At 64.8% G+C, this 19913-nt stretch carries 20 protein-coding genes; 9 read left to right on the top strand and 11 right to left on the bottom strand.

The window, feature by feature from the left end; translation table 11 throughout:
- The first annotated feature begins 122 nt into the window (after nucleotides 1–122).
- From VZC37_RS04845 to VZC37_RS04830, 4 genes are read left to right on the top strand one after another with little or no spacing between them, the layout of a single operon-like run.
- On the top strand, nucleotides 123–1136 hold the full coding sequence (locus VZC37_RS04845) for a bifunctional MaoC family dehydratase N-terminal/OB-fold nucleic acid binding domain-containing protein (protein WP_330431272.1): 1014 nt from the start codon (nucleotides 123–125) through the stop codon (nucleotides 1134–1136).
- The gene (locus VZC37_RS04840; protein WP_330431271.1) at nucleotides 1133–1546 is read left to right on the top strand and encodes a hotdog family protein; all 414 of its coding nucleotides are present in this window, start codon (nucleotides 1133–1135) and stop codon (nucleotides 1544–1546) included. Before VZC37_RS04845 ends, VZC37_RS04840 begins: the two co-directional genes overlap by 4 nt.
- The gene (locus VZC37_RS04835; protein WP_330431270.1) at nucleotides 1546–2724 is read left to right on the top strand and encodes a lipid-transfer protein; all 1179 of its coding nucleotides are present in this window, start codon (nucleotides 1546–1548) and stop codon (nucleotides 2722–2724) included. Before VZC37_RS04840 ends, VZC37_RS04835 begins: the two co-directional genes overlap by 1 nt.
- Before the next feature lie 39 nt (nucleotides 2725–2763).
- The gene (locus VZC37_RS04830) at nucleotides 2764–4407 is read left to right on the top strand and encodes an AMP-binding protein (RefSeq protein ID WP_330431269.1); all 1644 of its coding nucleotides are present in this window, start codon (nucleotides 2764–2766) and stop codon (nucleotides 4405–4407) included.
- Between the two features lie 158 nt (nucleotides 4408–4565).
- Here the strand turns inward: VZC37_RS04830 and VZC37_RS04825 are convergent, their stop codons facing one another.
- Nucleotides 4566–6227, bottom strand: coding sequence for an MFS transporter (locus VZC37_RS04825; RefSeq protein WP_431309317.1), 1662 nt, complete (start codon nucleotides 6225–6227; stop codon nucleotides 4566–4568).
- A 173-nt stretch (nucleotides 6228–6400) separates the two neighbouring features.
- Between VZC37_RS04825 and VZC37_RS04820 the strand changes: the two genes are divergently transcribed.
- Nucleotides 6401–6541 (top strand): hypothetical protein, encoded by a 141-nt coding sequence (locus VZC37_RS04820; RefSeq protein ID WP_330431268.1) that lies wholly within the window; start codon nucleotides 6401–6403, stop codon nucleotides 6539–6541.
- 31 nt (nucleotides 6542–6572) lie between these two features.
- Here the strand turns inward: VZC37_RS04820 and VZC37_RS04815 are convergent, their stop codons facing one another.
- Together VZC37_RS04815 and VZC37_RS04810 are read right to left on the bottom strand one after the other, a co-directional pair.
- Nucleotides 6573–7004, bottom strand: a complete 432-nt coding sequence (locus tag VZC37_RS04815) for a DUF6918 family protein (protein ID WP_330431267.1) — start codon at nucleotides 7002–7004, stop codon at nucleotides 6573–6575.
- A 110-nt stretch (nucleotides 7005–7114) separates the two neighbouring features.
- Nucleotides 7115–7729: a dihydrofolate reductase family protein gene (locus VZC37_RS04810; RefSeq protein ID WP_330431266.1), complete on the bottom strand. Its 615-nt coding sequence runs from the start codon at nucleotides 7727–7729 to the stop codon at nucleotides 7115–7117.
- A gap of 149 nt (nucleotides 7730–7878) precedes the next feature.
- Between VZC37_RS04810 and VZC37_RS04805 the strand changes: the two genes are divergently transcribed.
- The gene (locus VZC37_RS04805; protein WP_330431265.1) at nucleotides 7879–8277 is read left to right on the top strand and encodes a pyridoxamine 5'-phosphate oxidase family protein; all 399 of its coding nucleotides are present in this window, start codon (nucleotides 7879–7881) and stop codon (nucleotides 8275–8277) included.
- 95 nt (nucleotides 8278–8372) lie between these two features.
- Nucleotides 8373–9608 carry a cytochrome P450 gene (locus tag VZC37_RS04800; RefSeq protein ID WP_330431264.1) on the top strand — a complete coding sequence of 412 codons (1236 nt, stop codon included), beginning with the start codon at nucleotides 8373–8375 and terminating at the stop codon, nucleotides 9606–9608.
- A gap of 54 nt (nucleotides 9609–9662) precedes the next feature.
- On the opposite strand, the gene VZC37_RS04795 is transcribed toward VZC37_RS04800, so the two are convergent.
- A complete protein-coding gene (locus VZC37_RS04795; RefSeq protein WP_330431263.1) occupies nucleotides 9663–10526 on the bottom strand; it encodes a TetR/AcrR family transcriptional regulator in 864 nt (287 codons plus the stop codon).
- A gap of 185 nt (nucleotides 10527–10711) precedes the next feature.
- Nucleotides 10712–10903: a ferredoxin gene (locus tag VZC37_RS04790; protein ID WP_330431262.1), complete on the bottom strand. Its 192-nt coding sequence runs from the start codon at nucleotides 10901–10903 to the stop codon at nucleotides 10712–10714.
- 131 nt (nucleotides 10904–11034) lie between these two features.
- Between VZC37_RS04790 and VZC37_RS04785 the strand changes: the two genes are divergently transcribed.
- Entirely contained in the window at nucleotides 11035–12774 is a 1740-nt protein-coding gene (locus tag VZC37_RS04785) for a class I adenylate-forming enzyme family protein (protein WP_330431261.1), read from the top strand.
- Nucleotides 12775–12817: 43 nt separating this feature from the next.
- Nucleotides 12818–13600 (top strand): SDR family NAD(P)-dependent oxidoreductase, encoded by a 783-nt coding sequence (locus tag VZC37_RS04780; RefSeq protein ID WP_330431260.1) that lies wholly within the window; start codon nucleotides 12818–12820, stop codon nucleotides 13598–13600.
- Between the two features lie 65 nt (nucleotides 13601–13665).
- Here VZC37_RS04780 and VZC37_RS04775 read toward each other — a convergent pair whose 3' ends face one another.
- The 6 genes from VZC37_RS04775 to VZC37_RS04750 all read right to left on the bottom strand — a co-directional run bounded on the left by VZC37_RS04775 (nucleotide 13666) and on the right by VZC37_RS04750 (nucleotide 19875).
- Nucleotides 13666–15057, bottom strand: coding sequence for an MFS transporter (locus VZC37_RS04775; protein ID WP_330431259.1), 1392 nt, complete (start codon nucleotides 15055–15057; stop codon nucleotides 13666–13668).
- Nucleotides 15058–15194: 137 nt separating this feature from the next.
- Nucleotides 15195–15857, bottom strand: a complete 663-nt coding sequence (locus VZC37_RS04770) for a hypothetical protein (RefSeq protein WP_330431258.1) — start codon at nucleotides 15855–15857, stop codon at nucleotides 15195–15197.
- A gap of 7 nt (nucleotides 15858–15864) precedes the next feature.
- Nucleotides 15865–16842, bottom strand: coding sequence for an MlaD family protein (locus VZC37_RS04765; RefSeq protein WP_330431257.1), 978 nt, complete (start codon nucleotides 16840–16842; stop codon nucleotides 15865–15867).
- A complete protein-coding gene (locus VZC37_RS04760; protein ID WP_330431256.1) occupies nucleotides 16839–17849 on the bottom strand; it encodes an MlaD family protein in 1011 nt (336 codons plus the stop codon). Before VZC37_RS04760 ends, VZC37_RS04765 begins: the two co-directional genes overlap by 4 nt.
- A gap of 53 nt (nucleotides 17850–17902) precedes the next feature.
- A complete protein-coding gene (locus VZC37_RS04755) occupies nucleotides 17903–18997 on the bottom strand; it encodes an MlaD family protein (protein WP_330431255.1) in 1095 nt (364 codons plus the stop codon).
- Complete coding sequence (locus tag VZC37_RS04750; RefSeq protein ID WP_330431254.1) at nucleotides 18991–19875, bottom strand: MlaD family protein; 885 nt, start codon at nucleotides 19873–19875, stop codon at nucleotides 18991–18993. The genes VZC37_RS04755 and VZC37_RS04750 overlap by 7 nt, the downstream gene beginning before the upstream one ends.
- Nucleotides 19876–19913: the final 38 nt, after the last annotated feature.

Raw genomic sequence — 19913 nt, 5'->3', positions numbered from 1 at the left:
CTTCGTGACGCACGCTCCTTCGTCGGCGGGGGAGGGACGGCAGCTTCCTTCCGCTGGTCGAGTAGCCGCGAGCCGCTAGGCGAGCGGCGTATCGAGACCCCGCACACCGACAGGATCACTCGATGAGCACACCCACCGACATCCTCGCCGCCGCCGACGCCATCAAGGCCGACGGGCCGAGCGCGCCCGTCACGGGTCGTGACCCGATCAACCAACCCATGATCCACAACTGGGTCGAGGCGATGGGTGACGACAACCCCATCTACGTCGACGACGACGCCGCCCGCGCAGCCGGACATCCCGGGATCGTCGCACCCCCGGCGATGGCGCAGGTCTGGACCATGCGGGGCCTGAACGGGCAGCGGACCGCCGACGACCCGCTGGGCCGCGCCACCGCACTGTTCGACGAGGCCGGCTACACCTCGGTCGTCGCGACCAACTGCGACACCGTGTATCACCGCTATACCCGACCGGGCGAAGCGGTGTCGCTCTCGGCGGAACTCGTCGACGTGGTCGGCCCCAAGAACACCGCCCTGGGGGAGGGGTGGTTCTTCACGACACGCAACGTGTGGTCGGTCGACGACGAGGTCGTCGCCGAGATGTCCTTCCGCATCCTCAAATTCCGGCCGCCGGAGAAATCCGAGAAGCCGAGGACCACCGAGCCTGCCCCGGTACCGGACGATCTCGACCCGACCCGCATGCTGAAGCCGAGCGTCTCACGCGACACCGCGTTCTTCTGGGAAGGCGTCGCGGCGCACGAACTGCGCATCCAACAGGTCGACGACGGTACCTTGCGGCACCCGCCGATCCCCGCGACCTGGAAACCGCGCCTGGCAGACGGGTCGGTGCCGGACACCGACTACGTCGTATCCACCGGGCAGGGAACTGTTTTCAGCTACGTCGTCCACCACGCGCCGAAGGTTCCCGGCCGGCAGCTGCCGTTCGTGGTGGCGCTCGTAGAACTCGACGAGGGCGTCCGTATGCTCGGCGAACTGCGTGGCATCGACCCCGCCGAGGTCCGCATCGGGCTGCCGGTGCAGGTGACATTCCTCGACTTTCTATCCGACGAGGAGTCGGGCGCCGACGCCTGGACGTTGTACGCGTGGACACCGGCCGATCCGAAAGGGGAGAAGTGACCATCGTTGCACCGCAACCTGTTCGGGTCGCCGACACACTGCCGACACTGACCGTCGACGCGAGCCCCACGTTCGTCGTCGCCACCGCGCTGGCCACCCGCGACTTCCAAGATGTCCATCATGACCGGGATCTCGCCCAGGCCAAGGGTTCCAAGGACATCTTCGTCAACATCCTCACCGACACCGGACTGGTGGAGCGCTTCGTCACCGATTGGGCAGGCCCGACCGCACGAATCCGATCGATCAACCTCAAACTCGGCGTGCCCTGGTACGCCTATGACTCGGTCACCTACACCGGCGAGGTCACCGACATCTCCGACGACGTCATCACCGTGGCCGTGACCGGCACCAATTCGCTGGGCAAGCACGTGATCTCGACCGTGACCCTGACCATCGACGGAGCCGTGTGATGGGCGGACTCTCCGGAAAAGCGGCCATCGCCGGAATCGGCGCCACCGAGTTCTCCAAGGACTCCGGGCGCAGTGAACTGCGGCTGGCCGCAGAATGTGTGTCCGCAGCCATCGCCGATGCCGGGCTCACGCCCGCCGATGTGGACGGTCTGGTCACCTTCACCATGGACACCAACGCCGAGATCGCCGTCGCGCGTGCGGTCGGGGTGAAGGAGATGACGTACTTCTCGCGGATTCACTATGGCGGCGGCGCTGCGTGTGCCACCGTGCAGCAGGCGGCGATGGCGGTGGCCACCGGCGTCGCCGATGTCGTCGTCGCTTACCGTGCCTTCAACGAACGGTCCGGCCTGCGGTTCGGCCAGGTCAACAGCGCGGTGGCGAATCAGGAGAACTCGTCGGGTACCGACAACGCGTTCTCCTATCCGCACGGCCTGTCCACACCGGCCGCGTTCGTGGCCATGGTCGCGCAGCGCTACATGTACGAGTACGGCGCCACCAGTGAGGATTTCGGCCGTATCGCGGTGGTGGACCGCAAGCACGCAGCCGCCAACCCGAACGCCTTCTTCCATGGCAAGCCGATCACCCTCGACGATCACCAGAACTCGCGGTACATCGCCGAGCCACTGCATCTACTCGACTGCTGTCAGGAGTCCGACGGCGGAGTCGCGATCGTGGTGGTGTCTGCAGAGCGGGCGAAAGACCTACCCCACACCCCTGCGGTGATCTCGGCCGCCGCCGCCGGCAGCGCCGACGACCAGTTCATCATGTCCAGCTACTACCGCGACGACCTACCGGGTCTGCCGGAGATGGGCCTCGTCGGCCGGCAACTGTGGCAGCAGTCCGGGCTCGGACCGTCGGACATGGATCTCGCGATTCTCTACGACCACTTCACGCCCTACACGCTGATGCAGGTCGAAGAGCTCGGCTTCTGTCCGAGGGGAGAGGCGAAAGAGCTTGTGCGCGAACCCGGGGCGCTCGAGGTTGGTGGGCGTCTTCCCCTCAACACCCACGGCGGTCAGCTGGGCGAGGCCTACATCCACGGGATGAACGGCATCGCGGAAGCGGTCCGCCAATTGCGTGGCGCGTCGGTCAATCAGGTTGATGGCGCACAGCGTGTGGTGGTCACGGCCGGTACCGGTGTCCCGACCAGCGGTCTCGTCCTCACCCGATCCAGTTGACATGGCAGCTCACCCCACGGCTTTCAGCAAGGAGAGATGATGAAGTTCAATCTGGCCGACGTTTTCGAGACCGTCGCCGATTCCGTACCCGAGCGCATCGCGTTGAGCTACGAGGGCAGGCAGATCAGTTATGCCGAACTCGACAGTCTCGCCAATCAGGTCGCGCACATGCTGTCGGGTGCTGGAATAGGCGCATTCGACAACGTGTCGCTGTTCCTGAAGAACAGTGTCGAGCACGTCACCAGCCTGTTGGGGCTGCTGAAGGTCCGAGCGGTGCCGGTCAACATAAACTACCGCTACACCAATCCCGAACTCCACTACATCTTCGACAACTCGGACTCCCGCGCGATCATCGTCGAACTACCCGAACATCAGCGCAGCGTCGCCGCGTTGCTTCCCGAACTTTCCACGGTGCGTGCGGTGTTCGTGATCGGTGATGTCGCCGACGAGCTGACCGCCGCGGCCGCCGACCTCCCCGACGGCCGCACCGTGCAGATCGTCTCGTTCGCCGACTCCGAGTCGAAGTCGACCGAACGCGACTTCGAGGACCGCAACGGCGAGGAACTGTATCTGCTTTACACCGGCGGCACCACCGGCTACCCGAAGGGAGTCATGTGGCAGCACGACGACTTCTTCCGCAAGCCGCTGTCGGGTGGTAATCCGTATGGCGACGCGCGCAAGGATCTCGCCGAGATCGGCACTGCCGTCAAGGATTTCCCGTCCATCGCCTTCCTGTTGGCCGCGCCGTTGATGCACGGTGCCGCGTCGTACTCGCTGTTCACCTTCTTCACGCTCGGTGGGCGGCTGGTGATCCAGCGGGACTTCAAGCCGGCGGCCATCGTGTCGGAGGTGGAGAAGGAGCAGGTGCAGATCATCCTGATCGTCGGCGACGCGATGGGTATGCCGTTGGTGGAGGAGTTCGAGCGCCGCAAGGGGGAGGTCGACCTCTCATCGCTGTTCTCGGTCACCTCCGGTGGCGCGATCTGGTCGCAGCACGTCCGCGAGCGCTTTCTGGCCGTCAAGCCGGAACTGGTGCTGCGCGACAACTTCGGCGCCTCCGAGTCCGGCAATGACGGCGAGATTCTGATGGACGAGAACGGCAACCTCCGCGTGCCGCCGACCGACAAGATGATGGTCGTCGACGAGCGACTGAACAAGATCGAGCCGGGATCGGGCGACGTCGGCTACATCGCCCGGATCGGCAACGTGCCGCTCGGCTACTACAAGGACGAGGCGAAGACGGCCAAGACATTCCCCACTCTGCCCGACGGCACGCGCATCTCGATCCTCGGGGACATGGGCACGGTCGAGGCGGACGGCACCATCGTATTCCTCGGCCGCGGTTCACAATGCATCAACACCGGGGGCGAGAAGGTGTACGCCGAGGAGGTGGAAGCGGTGCTGCACGCTCACCCGGCCATCGCCGACGCGCTCGTGGTTCCGGTGCCCGACGCCAAGTACGGACAGCGGGTGGCCGCGGTGGTGGCGGTTGCCGACGGTGCCGTGGAGCCGTCGATCGACGAGATCGGCGCCCACTGCCGCGAATCGCTTGCGGGCTACAAGGTCCCGCGGACGGTGGTGTTCGTCGACGAGGTCAAGCGCACCCCCGCGGGCAAGGCCGACTACAAGTGGGCGAAGAACACCGCGGCCGAGGCGGGGGAGAAGGCCGGCGCGGCAAGCTGATCGGGTCCAACTTGGTCCCTGAGGAGCTCTAACTTGGTCCCTGAGGAGCGGCCGAGCCTGCGAGGACACGTCACGAAGGGCCCCTTCGTGACGCCCGCTCCTTCGTCGCGGGCTCCTCAGGGGTCGGGGGGACGGCCCGCTCCTTCGCCGCGCGACCATCAGTCGTCGTTCGTCGGTCCGACAGACACCTCGTCTCCCATCTCGTCCGGTGCGGACTCGGGCGGCTTGTCGACCATGCGCAGCGGCGTCAGCCAGAACAGCAGTATCGAGCCGGCGGCCACCACGCTGCCGAGAACGATGTAGGTCTGACTCAACGGCCCCATGAAGGCGTCTTGTGCACCGTCGAGGATGCGTTCGGCGAGTGCCGGCGCCTGGCTTTCGACTCGGTCGGCGACGGCGGTGGCCTCTGCGAGGGATTGGCGAACGGCGTCGGAGACCCTATCGGCCTGTGCAATCAGCATCTGGCCCCCTGCCTCGTCGCCGGCTGAGACCTGTTGCTCTCCTGCCGCGATCAGATCCGCACGCGTGGCATCGGCAACTGGATCGATGCGCGACGACCAGCCCGCCGCGACGATACTGCCTGCCAGCGCGATTCCGATTGCGGCGCCTACCTCGCGAGCGGTGTCGTTGACAGCAGAGCCGACACCCTGTTTGTCCAACGGGGTGTTCGACATGATGGCCGTGGTGGAGGGGGCATTCGACAACCCGATTCCGGTCGCGAACAGGCCGAGAATCCAAGCCACCGACCAATAGTCGTCGTAGTCAATCGCGCCCATGAGGACAATCCCGGAACCAGCCAGCAATACCCCGCCGCTGATGAAGTACTTCACGGAATGAAACCGCACCGCCAGGTAATTCCCGACGAGTGAAAAAACCCCGACCCCGACGACAAAGGGAAGGAGTGCCAGCGCGGATTGTAACGCCGAGTACCCGAACACGAGTTGCAATTGCTGGAGCAGCAGATAGAACAAGCCGAAGGAACCGAGAAACTGTAGTGCCACCGACAAGGTCCCCGAGCTGAATGCGCGATTACGGAACAGATGGATGTCGAGCAGTGGGGACTGGAGGCGTAGTTCAATCAGGACGAACACGCCGATGAGCACGGCGCCTCCGACGAGGCAGATGAGTATGAGCGGATCGTCCCACCCGCGGTGCGGCGCCTCGAGTAGACCGAACACGATGCCGGTGACCGCGAGGATCGAGGAGATGCTACCGAGGTAGTCGAATGCGCCGGGATTACGGTCTCGCGAGGTTCCGATGGTGAGGCAGACGACCGCCGTCAGCGCGGATGACGCCGCGAAGGTGACGAATATCGAGTGCCATGAGAAGAACTCGAGCAGGATGCCGGTGACCAGGAATCCCGCGATGGCACCCCCGCCGGCGACCGCCGCCCAGATGCTGATCGCCAGGGCGCGTCGGGACTCCGGGACGCCGGAGGTGATCAGCGAAAGAGTCGACGGCATGATCAGGGCCGCACCGGCACCCGCGAGACAGCGCGTCGCGATCAGTTGGGTGGGATCGGAGACCCAGATGGCGAGCAACGATGCCACGCCGAAGACAGCGAGGCCGGCGACCAGCACACCGCGTCGCCCCAGCCGGTCGCCGATCGCGCCGGCCGGCAGTAGGAGCGCAGCCAACGCAAGCGTGTAGCCGTCGACGATCCAGGTCATCTGGCCGGCGTCGGCACCGATGTCGAGCGCGATCGCCGGTAGGGCTGTGTTGAGTGCGGCCATGGCCGCTACCACCATGCTCACTGCGGCGCAGGCGATGGTGACCAGCCAGACCGAACGCAGGTCGACCGACGACAGCTTCATACGCATTGCCCCACCTCATCAGGTCTGGAGTGCAGGTGTTGCCTTTTTGTGATCAAAACACGCGGCGACGGTGAGTCGGGACTGAGTGAAACATGTGACACATTTATCACTGCAGTAACAAGACCGGTGATCGCCGTCCTGCAGGTCAGCGTTGACCCGGACAACCGAAAGTGGGAGTCATGGCGTCACCACAAGTCGCCTCATCACAACGTACCGACTACTCACCGGCCCGCGTTCACGTTTGGCGTGTGCTGTCGATGCTGGGCGCGTTGATCGCGCTCGTCGTCGGCCTGCTCCTCATTGTGACCTCGGCGGCCTGAACCGGCCGAGACCGGGAGCCGCCTGCTGACCTCAGGCGGCGTGCTTCTCGATGGCGGCCCCGACCCGTGGGAGGGCCGCGACGACATATCCTTTGGCCTTGCCGCGCAGCGAGTTGTACGCCTTCGCCAGGGCCGGCTTCGCGGTGGAGACCTGATCGTCGGACACCGTCAGCAACGCCTCGGCGGCCGCATCGCTGTTCGCGGCGAGATGATCGGCGAACGCCACCCCGGCAGGCTTTGCGTCCCAGAACGGCTGCAACGCCGTCAAGAAGTCGGGCAGCATCAGATTCGTCGCCGACGACACCACACCCGGCTTGACCTTCTGTGCGGCCGCGTAGGCGGTCTTGACGGCCGCTCCACTGAGCCCCTTCTGATCTGCGACCTCGGCGTCGATCACCCCGACCAAATCCGCGACCACCGCAGGGCGGTCGGTGTCGAGCAGGGACTGCAGCGAATCACTCATCAGGTCTCCTCGCGGGATCGCCCGGTGCGGGCGGAGTTCGACGGCGGTTTGTCCGCGTCGAGACTACTGTCCGGTTCGGCGGAACGGGAAGTCACCCGCCGCACAGGTAATCAGATCACGTCGTAGACCAGGTGGGTCGCCGTCGACGTGGGTGTGACGCTGCGCTGTGCGAGCGTGCATGGCACACCGTCGACGAACAACGGCGTGCCCGAACCGAGTACCACTGGGGCGAGGTGCAGCGAGAGGATGTCGACCAGTCCTGCGGCGAGCGCCGAACCGACGGTGGCGCCACCACCCATCACGATGACGTCGAGGTCCTCGCCGCGGGCGCGTGACGCCGCCTCGGCTCGCTCACGTGCCGTGGCTACGGCATCCTCGATGCCGGTGGTGACGAACGTCCAGTCGAGCTCGGTGAGACGTACGGACTCCGGCGGTGATCCGGTGACGACGACGAAGGACGGTTTACCGACCTCTCGGGCGCCGTAGCCGATCTCGTCGTCCCAGCCGCCCGGTCCGTCGACCACGTCGAACAACCGGCGACCGAGGACGACCGCTCCCGACCGTTTGGTCATCTCGGCGAGGAGGCTGCGCTCGTCGGGATCGTCGGAGAACGCCCAGGTGTGCAGTGCTTCTCCGCCGGTGCCCAGACCGTTGTCCGGCCCCGGGTCGGGTCCGGTGACGAAGCCGTCGAGGGACATGGATATGTCGGCGATGATCCGGGTCATGTCAGTACAGACCCGGACCGTCGTCTGAAGTCATCGGTCCGTCAGCCCGCCGCATGATCGGGCCTGCTACGCGGGGAACTCCGGCGCCGAACTGGGGTTCATACCGTATCGCTTTCGGGAACGCCCGTTTTTGCCCTAAGGTGAGGTGCATGATCTCCCGAATCCCCCCTGGGTACGAAGACCTCCTGGAAAGGCCGATCGTCGGAGTTCTCGGCACTGTCCGTCCGGATGGTTCGCCCAGCCTGTCGCCGATGCGCTTCACCTGGGATGGGGCGCACCTCCGGATGAGTCAGACCATCCCGCGCAGGAAGTTCGTGAGCCTGCAAGCCAATCCCAACTACTCCTTCATGATCACCGATCCCGAACTCCCCTCGAGATCTTTGGAAGTGCGCGGTTGGCTGGTGACCGTCGAAGAAGATCGCAATGGCTCGTTCTATGGAACCCTCGACGACCGCTACGGCGTCGACGATCCGCAGCTTCCTCAGGACGTCGACGACCGGGTCGTGATGATTCTCGACGCCACCGGTTTCACGGCCAGGTGTGGCTGAGTCGGTTCGCTCCCCCTGGAACTTGTCTATACTGTTGCATATACCGTAGAACTAACTGGACAGACCTTCTCCACGCATCGACAAAGGAGCCGTTGATGAGCGCGCCCACCATTCACGAGGCGGCCGCGGCGGTCGCAGACCCGTCGGCGTACGCCGACGAAGACCGTCTCCACGCGGCTCTTGCCCGACTGCGTGCGTCGTCACCGGTCGCGCGGGTGGAGACGCCCGGATACAACCCGTTCTGGGCGATCACTCGGCACGAGGACATCATGGCGGTCGAACGGGCCAACGACGTCTTCACCAACTCGCCGCGCCCCGTGCTGATGACGGCCCAGCAGGAGGAACTCCAGGCGGCCGTCCAGATCCGCACGTTGATCCATATGGACGATCCCGAACACAAGAAGATGCGCGCAGTGGCGCTGAACTGGTTCCGGCCCAAGACGCTCAAGACAATGCATTCGCGGATCGACGATCTGGCGCGAATCTATGTCGACAAACTGGCATCGGCCGGGGGTGAGTGTGACTTCGTGCAGGAGGTCGCCGTCAACTTTCCGCTCTACGTCATCATGTCGCTGCTCGGCGTCCCCGAGGCCGACTTTCCGCGGATGTTGCAACTCACCCAGGAACTCGTGGGCTTCGAGGACTCGGAGTACGCGCGGAGTGCCGACCCCGACGATCAGTTGAGCGCCCTGCTGGAGATGTTCGAGTACTTCACAAAGCTTGCCGCGCAACGGCGTGAGCGCCCGACCGATGACATGGCCTCGACCATCGCCAATGCCGTCGTGGACGGCGAGCCGCTGAGCGACATCGACGTCGTCTCCTACTACGCGCTCATAGCGACCGCCGGCCACGACACGACCACCTCCAGCATCTCCGGTGGCATGCGAGCACTCGTCGAGCACCCCGGTCAGCGGCGTCGCCTCACCGACGACCTCGACCTGTTGCCCGCAGCCGCCGAGGAGATGATCCGGTGGGTGACCCCCGTCAAAGCGTTCATGCGCACGGCGACGGCGGACACCCAGGTCGGCGGTGTCCCCATCGCGGCAGGGGACTCACTACTTCTCTCCTACGTATCCGGAAACCGGGATGAAGACGCGTTCGACGAGCCGTTTCGATTCGATGTCGGGCGTGAGATGAACCGGCATGTCGCCTTCGGGTTCGGTGTGCACTTCTGTCTCGGCGCACCACTCGCGCGTATGGAGATCTGCAGCTTCTACAACGAACTCCTGCCGAGACTCGAATCGGTCTCGCTGGCAGGCGAACCCGAACTCTCCGCAACCACATTCGTCGGGGGCCTCAAGCACCTCCCGATCCGGTACGCGATGCGGTGATCACCGGACGGGGCGGCACGTCATCAGTCCCGTTCGTGCTGGGGTGGGTGACCGTCAGGTGCCGGTGGTTCCCACCCGGGTTCGAGAACCAGACTTCTTCGTGGAGGTCGTTTTCTTGGCTGCGGACCTGGCCGGCGACTTCTTGGCGGGCGTTTTCCTGGCCGGTGCCTTGGCGGCGGCCTTCTTCGCAGGCCCCTTGCCGCTCCGCTTCTGATTCGCCGCTCTGATGAGCTCGGCGATGTGATCGAGAATGCAGTTGAGGCCGTACTCGAAGTTGCGTTGGTCCGGTGCGCCACCGACCCGTCCCAATGCTGCGGCCTGAGCCAACAGCGGGGTCTTTTCGGGTGTGACGATCAGGTTCTCGTAGTAGGCCTGCGCGGCCGCATCCTCGGACTTGCTCTTCTCGTGCAGACGCTCGAGCACGATCGTTCCGCGGACGTGCAATTGCACTGCAGAATAGCTGTCGTAGGCGTCCTCGAGGGACAGTCCCTCTGACATCAGGTCCTGCACGATCCGCTCGATCTCTCTGGCGCCCAACGCCGCGTTGCGGGGACTCAAAGATGACCTGATCAGCACGAGATCGACCAGAATCGGACTCGCTGTGAACACGTCGCGCATCCGGGCCGCGTGCTCATGCAGACGGGCGCGCCAGTCACCTGTCGTCGGTTCCAGGGCTGCTGCGAGCCCATAACGCTCGAGCGCACGGTCGGTCATCTCGTTGAGTAGATCGTCCTTCTTGCGGAAGTACCAGTAGATGCTGGTCACCCCGACGCCGAGATGCTTCCCGAGCAGCGGCATGCTCAGATTGTCGACACCCACCTCTTCGGCGAGTTCGAAGGCACCGTTGATGATCTCCTGGGGATCGATGGAGCCGCGCTCGCGCCTCTCCCGCTTCGGGGTGTCGTCCTTGCGTGGCATTCTCCCAGACCACCTTCCTCGCATCTCGTAACGCGCGACGTCGAGGGCCACTCGTGTATCGCCAGATCCCGTCCGGACACGCCGCTTTGCCGTCACTGTAGCGCATACCGGAACGCAGCACGGTTCGACGCCACTGTGCGTCGGCACTGTGGTCGTCGGTCCCGCCCGGTGGGGTCGGGGGTAGGTCAGTCCTCGACGGTGAGGGCTGCCGACGGACAATTGAGGGCCGCGTTCCGGAGATCTGCGGCGGGGGCGTGTGCGGCGGCTTCGTCATCGATCTCGGCGTAACCGTCGTCGGTCACCTCGAACACGTCGGGGAGGCCGGCCTCGCAGATCCCATGGCCCACGCACCGACTCGCGTCCAGAGCGATTCTCATGTGCTTCCTTCCCAGCTCGGTACCCGGACCCGTGATTGGGCTCGAAAACGCTCACGGGTGGGCGCTTCGATGTTACCGTAAGCTTTACCGTAGCACCGCACGCCCCACTCGCCTGCCCCAAGGAGTGCGTGATGACCATCGGACCAGTCGCAGAGCAGACCACTTTCGTCGGTGGGCATGAGGATGACGAACGCTTGGCCGTACTGGTCGGTCCGGAAGGTGCGTTCGAGATCGAACACATCGAGATCGACGGGGTCCCGGTTCGGTCATTCGTCCGGGCACCGCGTACTCTTGTCGATCTCTTCGGGATCGCCGCCGCGCACGACGACAAGACGTACCTGGTGTTCGAAGACACGCGACTGACCTACTCCGAGCTTCGGAGCCAGGCCGGCAGCCTCGCGCGCAGTCTCCGTGAGTTGTACGGCGTAGGGCGGGGCGACCGGGTGGTGGTGGCGATGCGGAACCTGCCGGAGTTCGTCGTCACGATGTGGGCGTCGGCGTTGTTGGGCGCGGTCTTCGTCCCACTCAATGCGTGGTGGCGAGGTAGTGAACTTGTGCGTGCGCTCGACGAATGCGAGCCGCGGGTCGTTGTCGCGGACAATGAACGCGTGCAGCGGATCCGGGAGACCGGCAACGTTCGGACACCGATCGTCGAGGTGCGCGGTCCGGGCGCCGATTCCGGTGGCGGCACACTTTTCGGCGACCTGACGCGAACAGCGCCGCTCCCGGCTGCGGAGTATGCGGAGTCGAATCCCGACGACGTCTTCGCGATCCTGTTCACCTCCGGGACGACCGGCCGGCCGAAAGGTGTGGTCACGACACACCGTGGCACCATCACGAACACGTGGAACATGATGTTCATGGCAGTGCGCGAGATGATCCTGAACGGGCGGACCCCGGGCGGGACGGGGGCGCAGAACGCGGGCATCCTGACCACGCCGCTGTTTCACATCGGTGGCCTCGCTGCTGTGTTGGGTGCGGCCGTGACTGGTTCGAAGACCGTGCTCATGCGCAAATGGGACGTCGAGGAGGCGATGCGCATCGTCGAGGATGAGCAGATCACCGGCATGGGCGGTGTCCCGACCATTGCGCGAGAGATCTTGGAGCACCCGAGAATCCGCGCCTTCGCGGATCGCGTCTCGACCTTCTCGATGGGCGGGGCCAACGTGCCCGCCGAGTTGCCGCGATTGGTGGTCGACGCGCTCGGCGAGACGACTCAGCTCTTCAACGGGTACGGAGCCACCGAGACCACGTCCTCGGTGACCGCCAACGTCGGAACCGATTACCTGGAGAATCTCGACAGTGTGGGCCGTCTCAACATGACGGCGGAACTGCGTGTCGAGGCGAGTGGCGGGGAGTTGGTGGGGGTGGGGGAGCTCGGTCAGTTGTGCATCCGCTCACCGCAGACCGCCCGCGGGTACTGGAACAATCCGGAGGCGACCGCGGAGTCGTTCGTGGACGGCTGGTTTCGTACGGGCGACCTCGGTTATATCGACGACGACGGTTTCGTGTACGTCGTCGACCGTGTCAAGGATGTCATCATCCGTGGCGGTGAGAACATCTACTGTGCGGAGCTGGAAAGTGTTCTGTACGAACACCCGTCCGTGCTGGATGTGGCGGCGGTGGGGATCGTGGATCCGACGATGGGTGAGCGGGTCTGCGTGGTGATCGTCCCGCGCCCGGGCGCGCGGCCCCAGCTGGCCGACGTACGTGCTTTCGCCGCCGAGCGGCTGGCGACCTTCAAGTGTCCCGAGGCGATGTACGTCGCCGACGACGTTCCACGCTCGGCGACGGGCAAGGTCGCGAAGAAGCAGTTGAAGGATGTGGTCGCTTCGAACCCGGATGCCGTGGAACGCCTTCGGGTGTCATGAGCGGACCCCTCCGCTTCGGGCGGTGGAGAGAACATAGGGAGACATGGTGACTTCAGCCGAGACGACGCTGGTGGGGAAGCGGGTGGTGGTCACCGGTGCCGGCCAAGGCGTCGGTCAGGGTCTGGCGAAGGTGTTCGCCGAGAGCGGTGCCGAAGTCCTGGTGAACGACCTCCGGCACGACCGTGCGTCAGCCGTCGCCGACGACATCGTCGCGGCGGGCGGGCAGGCGAGCGCCCTGGTCTTCGATGTGACGGACTTCGAAGCCGTGAACGAAGCTTTGACCGGAACTGGTGCGGTGGACGTCCTGGTCAACAATGCGGGCAATGCAGGTGCCTTCCCGTTCACCGTGGGGCACACGTTCGCCGACACCACCCCGGCCGATTGGGAACCGTTCTTCGCCGTCAACCTGTTCGGGGTGATGCACTGTACGCGGGCCGTGATGGGCGGCATGGCCGCACGCGGTTGGGGGAGGATCATCACGATGATCTCCGACGCCGGTCGAACCGGAGACCAGAACTGCGCAGCATACGCTGCGGCGAAAGCAGGTGCGGCCGGATTCAGCCGATCGGTCGCGATCGAGGGCGGGCGGCACGGCGTGACAGCCAACTGCATTGCTCTGGGAACCATGCACACGCCTCTCGCCGACGGTCTCTGGGCCGAACCAGAATCCGAGATGGCGCAGAAGGTTCTGCGGGACTACGTGATCCGGCGCCCGGGCACTCCTGACGATGTATCTCATCTCGCCTTACTACTCGCCGGGCAACACGGTGAGTGGATCACCGGCCAGACGATCCCGGTGAACGGCGGCTACTCGTTTGCACTCTGATCCCGCAGCGCCAAGAGCGCGACAGCCGTTGGGGCATGGAGGGGCAGAGCGTAGGCCGACGGGCCTCATGGCCGGTCCGAAACGGGTTGGGGCCCGCGCGGCAGGGCTTCACGCGCCTCTGCAGTGTCCCCCGGCGTGGGTTCGCCGCCCACAAACCTCGGGAACACCCGCGCCACGACGATGGCGATCAGGCCGACGATGCTCACTCCGACGATCCAGATGACAGGCCCCACAACCGAACCTGTGGCCATCAGCAACGACCCGCATACGAGTGGCGCGAGCCCGCCACCCAACACCGTCCCGATGTTCTGTCCGAAGGTCGACCCGGTGTAACGCACGGGTGCCGGGAACAGGGTTGCGATGTAACTGAACCCTGGGGCCATGACCAAGTTCGTGAGGGTCAGGTAACAGGTCATCCCGGCCAGCAACAGCAACGCGTTATCGGTGCTCGACAGAAGCCAGAATATCGGCCCGGACGCGACGAGGAACGAGACGAGCAGAACCGCGAGCCAGCGCAGCTGGCCGTATCGGTCCGAGATCCATCCAGACAGGGGATGCCACAGCGCCCCGATCACCATCGACGTCGCGTAGGTGATCATCACCATGCCGACGGCGAGATCGCGGTTGCCGGCGAGGTAGACCGCGAACCATTGTGCGACACCAGCGGCTCCGTTCACCCCGATGGCGACCCCACCGGCGATGAGCATCGGGCGCCAATGTCGCGTCAGAGTCTCGCGTAGCGGTGATGCGACGATCTCCCGGTTCTCGACCATCGCGAGGAACTCTGGGGAGTCCTCGACGCGACGACGGATGAAGAGCGCAACGAGAGTCAGCGGAGCGGCGATCAGAAACGGTATGCGCCATCCATATTCGGTCATCACGTCGCTGGAGACCAGCACCGTCAGCATCGCAGCGAGAACCGCGCCGCTCGAGCCGCCCAGCCCCGCGCCCCAGGGTGTCAGGGAGGAGAGGAGGCCGCGGCGTTCCGGCGGCGACGATTCGATCGCGAAGGTCACCGAACCGAGCATCTCCGCGCCGGCCGACAGGCCCTGCCCCACGCGGAGGAGAGCGAGCATGAGAGGCGCGACGATCCCGAGCGTCTCGTAGGTCGGAAGCAGCCCGATGCAGGCCGAACACGCGCCCATCAGGATCACCGTAGCCATGAGTGCGGTGCGCCTGCCCCGACGGTCCCCGATGCGACCGAAAAGGATTCCACCGAGCGGCCGTGCGACGAACCCCGCACCGAACACCGCGAGGCCGACGAGCAGCGAGACCGCGTCGTTGTCGGCCGGGAAGAACAGCGGTGCGAAGTACACCGTGAGAACCCCGTAGAGCGCGAAGTCGTAATACTCGACAAAGGTGCCGGCGAAGCCGGCGACGGCCGCCCGCTTCGCGCTCGGTGGAATGCCCCCGGGGACGGGAGTGCCGTCGACCGGGGTTGATGCAGATCGATCCATGGGACAGCTCCTAGCGACGCCGCTGGTCTGCCGACACCGGATCGGCGCCGACGTTGTCAGGCAACATTACCGTTGCACATACGGTACGTCATACCGTTCTTTCCGAATCGCCCGATGCGCGGCAAACACAACCGCTACTAATTGGGAACGATGCCATCGAGTCCACCCACATCACTGATCTGCCAGTCTGCGTTCTCATCGACGGTGATGTCGTACGTCACCGTCGTGGTGACTCCTTCCGGTGCCTGCTTACTCGTCGAGTTGACGTTCACGAAGGCGTTGACCTTGTACACGCCGCCGTTCTCCGACGAAACGGTCGCGGCCACCGGGCTGGCCTTGGACACCCAGTTCAGTGGAACCAGGATCTGTTGCAGCTGTGACGCGGTCGCGTCGAACTTGGCCGCCAACTGTGGTGTCGTATTGCCGCGCAGCCGCTCGAACCATCCTTCGAGATCCTGATAATCGGTGGTTGCGGCGCCGACCGCGTAGTCGGAGGCGATCTTCTCGGCAGTGGCCCGGTCTGCTGCAGAAGCGCGGTCGGCGGCCAAGTCCGACCGCGTGCCGGCATAGAGGAACGCCAGTACGGTGACGGCGACGAGAAGCGCTGTGATCACGATGGCAATCAGTGCGGTCGACAGCGAAATCGACAGTTGGCGCTTCTGTTTGGTCGGCTCTTCGTGTGCGTTGGCGATGACATCGGCGGATGACGGCGGCGAGGTCGGGTTGGCTGTGCTGTCGGCCTCTTCCGCGATGACGGTCTCCTCCGCCTGATCGACCTTGTCGTCGACTGATGATTTCATCGGGTCCTCACTTTCCTGCGGGTTGGGTTATGTCGATATGGAACCGAAGGGCATTGTCGGAGCCGACCATCCGGACAGCCTGGGCGACGAGTTCCCCGATGTCGAGTTGCGCGATCCCCGGGGCGGCCTTGGTGACCAGCGGTTGCAGCATGGGCCCGAGCGGTTGCAGGCTCGGTCCGAGGCGGACCAGGGTGGCCTTGAGATCGTCGAGGAAGGGCACGAGCCCGTCACCGGTGGTGTACGCGGAGGGCGGTCGTGTCTCGGCTAGATTGGCCATCTCCCGATCGAGCGGCTCGATGACCCTGCCCCCGACCGAGTTCCAGGCCGGGCCGTTGGCGCGCAACGTGGGGCCCATCCAGTCCACATCTCGGCCCATCGACTGAACGGCCTCGAGGAGTTGGGCCAGGTTCGGAAGTCGCGACAGCACGGTCACCGCCAGGAGTTGGGTGGACCGACCGAGTTGCGGGATAACCGGGTCGGTGTCGGCAAGGGCCGTGCTGAAGGTGCCGACGAGTCGCGAGATCACGTCCGGGTCCATTTGCCGAAGCAGGGCCACCGCGTCGGTCGCGGTCTGGGAGATGGATGTCGGTGCCTCGTCCGGGCTGGTTCGGATCACCTCACCGTCGGCCAGATAAGGCCCTCCGGGGGCTTCCGGAGTGAACTCGAGGTACGGTTCGCCGAGTGCGGACAGAGTCTGGACCGCCAAGGCGCTGTCCGTCGGTATCCGGAAATCGTCGCGGTAGAGGATCGTTGCCGATGCGCCGGTGTCGCCGGATCGCAGCTCTGTCACCTCGCCGATCTCGTAGCCGGTCAACAGGACCGGCGAACCGACGGCCAGTCCGGCCGAATCGGGCAAGAGGACGGTGGCGGAGTTCTCTTGGCGCGTCGGGTTCACATCGAGCACGCCGGCGCACAGGTAGACGATCGATCCGAGAAGCACGGCGACAATCGCGGCCAGGGATATCACAGGCGCACTCGGCCTCATCGGATCATTCCGATCATCCGCATCACGGTGATGATCTGCTGCCTGCGCTCACCGGTCCGCAATCTCAATGGCGGCCCGGCGCCGGTGACCTCGACCTGAGTGATGTCCACTTTCGGACCTGCCGTTGCGAACGGGATGATCTTCTCGTCGAGCAGCTCGATCAACTTGCGGGCATTGGACGGACGGCTCGTGTCGATCGGGTTTCCGGCGAACAGGACGGGGACTATTGCGCGGGCGGTGTTGTCCATGGACTGCACCATGGGAGCGACCCACTGGGCGGGCGGTGCGATCATCCCGAGGTTGGTCATCATGAAGACGATGGAGAGGGTCGATGTCATCGCGTCGGTGGTGTGCTGAGCTCCCTCAGGGGTGAGCAGGGGACCGATGACGTCCTCCTCGCGCTTGATCGTCTTGGTGGTCGCGGTGAGCCCGTCGAGCACGGCGCTCAACGAATCCTGATTCGCGGCGAGATCCTCGAAGTTCGTACCGAGAACGTCGAAGATCTTCCGGGTCACTTCGGGGTCGTTCGGGAACGCCTTGTTCATCTGCCGGACCGTTGTCATGAAGTTGGTGAAGGTGCCCTGTCCGACCGCGGTGGCGAGTTGGGCCAACGTGTCCTCGATCTGGGGCGCCTGTTCGGTCTGGGCGAGTGGGATCGTATCGCCCGGTTGAAGCTGTTGGGCGCCGGCTTCGTCGGGCGTGGTGAGCGCGACACGGACGTCGGCCAGTGGCGCCGCCTGCTCGAGGGTTGCACGGGTGTCGGCAGAGAGGCGGACCCCGTCGTCGATCGCGGCTTCGGCGACGACGTATCCGCCTTCGTCGATGACCACCGATGTCAGCGACCCCACCTCGGTGCCGTCGGACAGCACCGCGGCACCATCGGGCAAATTGAGGACATTCTCGAACTCCATACGGATCGAGTAGGTGTCGTCGGTGCTGTCCGCCGTGGGAATCTGTGAGAATCCCGCCGTGCATCCGGAAACCGCGATGCACAGTGCGATCACCATTGCGATGCAGCTGACCGTCGATCTGGTCGCCAAACCCCTGCGTGTTCGGGAAATCATGATTGTTCCGATCCCAAGAGCAGCGGTATCAGCGTGGTCAGTGGCGCCGGCGTGGTGCAGTCCGGTTGTTCGGCCCGGCCAAGACTGCGGCAGATCTCAGCCCCGACCGCGGAAGGCACAGGCGCCGCGGGAGCGGCGTATGTCAGTGCAGCGGCCCCGGTATCCGGGTCGGTCACGCTACGAAAGGCTGCGTCGAAGACCGGAATCATGCCGATCGCCTCGCGGAGCGATCCGACCTGAGCGTTGATGAGTTGGGGCAGATTCGCATTCGCTTCCAGGCTGTGCACGATTCGTCCGCCGAACATGGTGGTGATGTCGTTGAACATCGGGAGCACATAGCGCAGTCGGGCAATGGTTTCGACCGACGGACCGATGATGAACTGGTTGACGCCCACCATCGTCGCCGGGAACCGAGTGAGCAGCTTCTTGATGTCCGCCCAGCCGCCGGCGACGCTGTCGCTGAGGTCGGATACGTCGGTGAGGATGTTGCCCAGGCGCCCGATGGCCGCGTCTGGTGAGTCCAATGCGCGTCCGAGTCCCAGGATGATGCGGTTGATGTCGTCACCGGTGCCACTGGTGCCCTTCTCCATCTCCGCGAGGGCGCGCGACAGATCCTGGGTCCGCGGATCGCCGTTCAGCTCCTCTGACAGTTCGGAGAATGCTGCGAGGGTCTCGCTGATGGACTTCGGCGTGGCGGTTTTGGTGATACACCGTTGCGAATCCCATGTAGGCGCATCCATTGCCGGTTCGTTTCCGATCAGGGTGAGTTCGCGATCGGCCATCAGAGTGCGGGCGACGGTGGTGGCGCCGACATCCGTGGGTAGTCTTCGGTCGGCATCGATCTCGAAGTCGATCCGTACCGCCGTGCCCTCGGGCCTGATCGAGGTGACGGCACCGATCGGCATGCCGAGAACGCTGACGTGGTTCTTCTCGTAGAGGCCGATGCTGTCGGGCATGAGAGCGCAGTAGGAATGCATGTCCGCCGGGCGCAGGGTGAATGTGTACCCGCTCACGGCCAGCGCACCGACCACCGCCACCGTGGCCACTGCCACAGTGCGGCGGGAGAGTAGATTCCGGGGTCCTGTCAGCATGGTCGATCCTGTGTGGGAACGCAGATCTTGGGGACCCCTTCGCCGAGCGGGCGCAGGGAATCGCCGAGGGTGGTGACCGCTTCCAGAAGCGCTGTCAGCTCCCCGTGCAATTGCTGCAGCGGTGGGATCGAGTCAGACAACGACCGGGCCATCGGCAGGAAGGTGCTGCGCCAATGCTCAGATACGGGGGTCAGCCGAGCGAGGAGCCTCGCGACGGTGCCGAGTGCCTTGCCGACCTGTGTCAGAGACTGTTCGGCGAGGTCCTCCAGAATGTTCGATGAGGTGATGAACTGTCGGAGAACTGATTTGGTGTCGTTCAGGGTGCGAATGTACTCGTCGGACACTGCCAACGTCCGGGAGATGTCGCGATTCTGCCGGTCGAGGATGTTCACGATCGATTCCACCGCGCCGACGGCGTGACGAATCGAGTCCGGTCGCCCGCCGCTGGACTGACGGATCTCGGCGAGTGCTTCCCGCATCGGATTGCCGTCGATGTCGGCGATCGGGTCCGCCGCGTCCTGAAAGAGGGCGGGCAGCGAGTACGGGAGTTGCACCCTGGAAGCGGGAATCGTCGATTCTCCCAGCGGTTCCGTGCCCATCGGAAGAACTGCGAGGTAGTAGCCGCCGACGACAGTCAGCATTCGCACCGACAGCGTCGATGCGTCGCCCACGTGGACGTGGTCGTCGACCGTGAAACGAACCGAGACGTGATCGCCGTGCAAAACCAGATCGGACACCGTGCCCACCTTGATGCCCGCCACCCGTACTTCGTCGCCTGTCTTCAGGAATCCCGCATCGGTCACCTCGGCTTTGTATGTCGTGGAATCGACCTCGACGATCGAAGCGAGTGCGACGACGAGTCCAATGATCGCAAGCACGGAGAAACCCACGATTCCCCAACGGAATTCGGTACTGC

The sequence above is a fragment of the Gordonia sesuvii genome (assembly GCF_036350415.1).
Classification (GTDB): domain Bacteria; phylum Actinomycetota; class Actinomycetes; order Mycobacteriales; family Mycobacteriaceae; genus Gordonia; species Gordonia sesuvii.
This window is presented reverse-complemented; position numbering and strand designations above follow the sequence as displayed.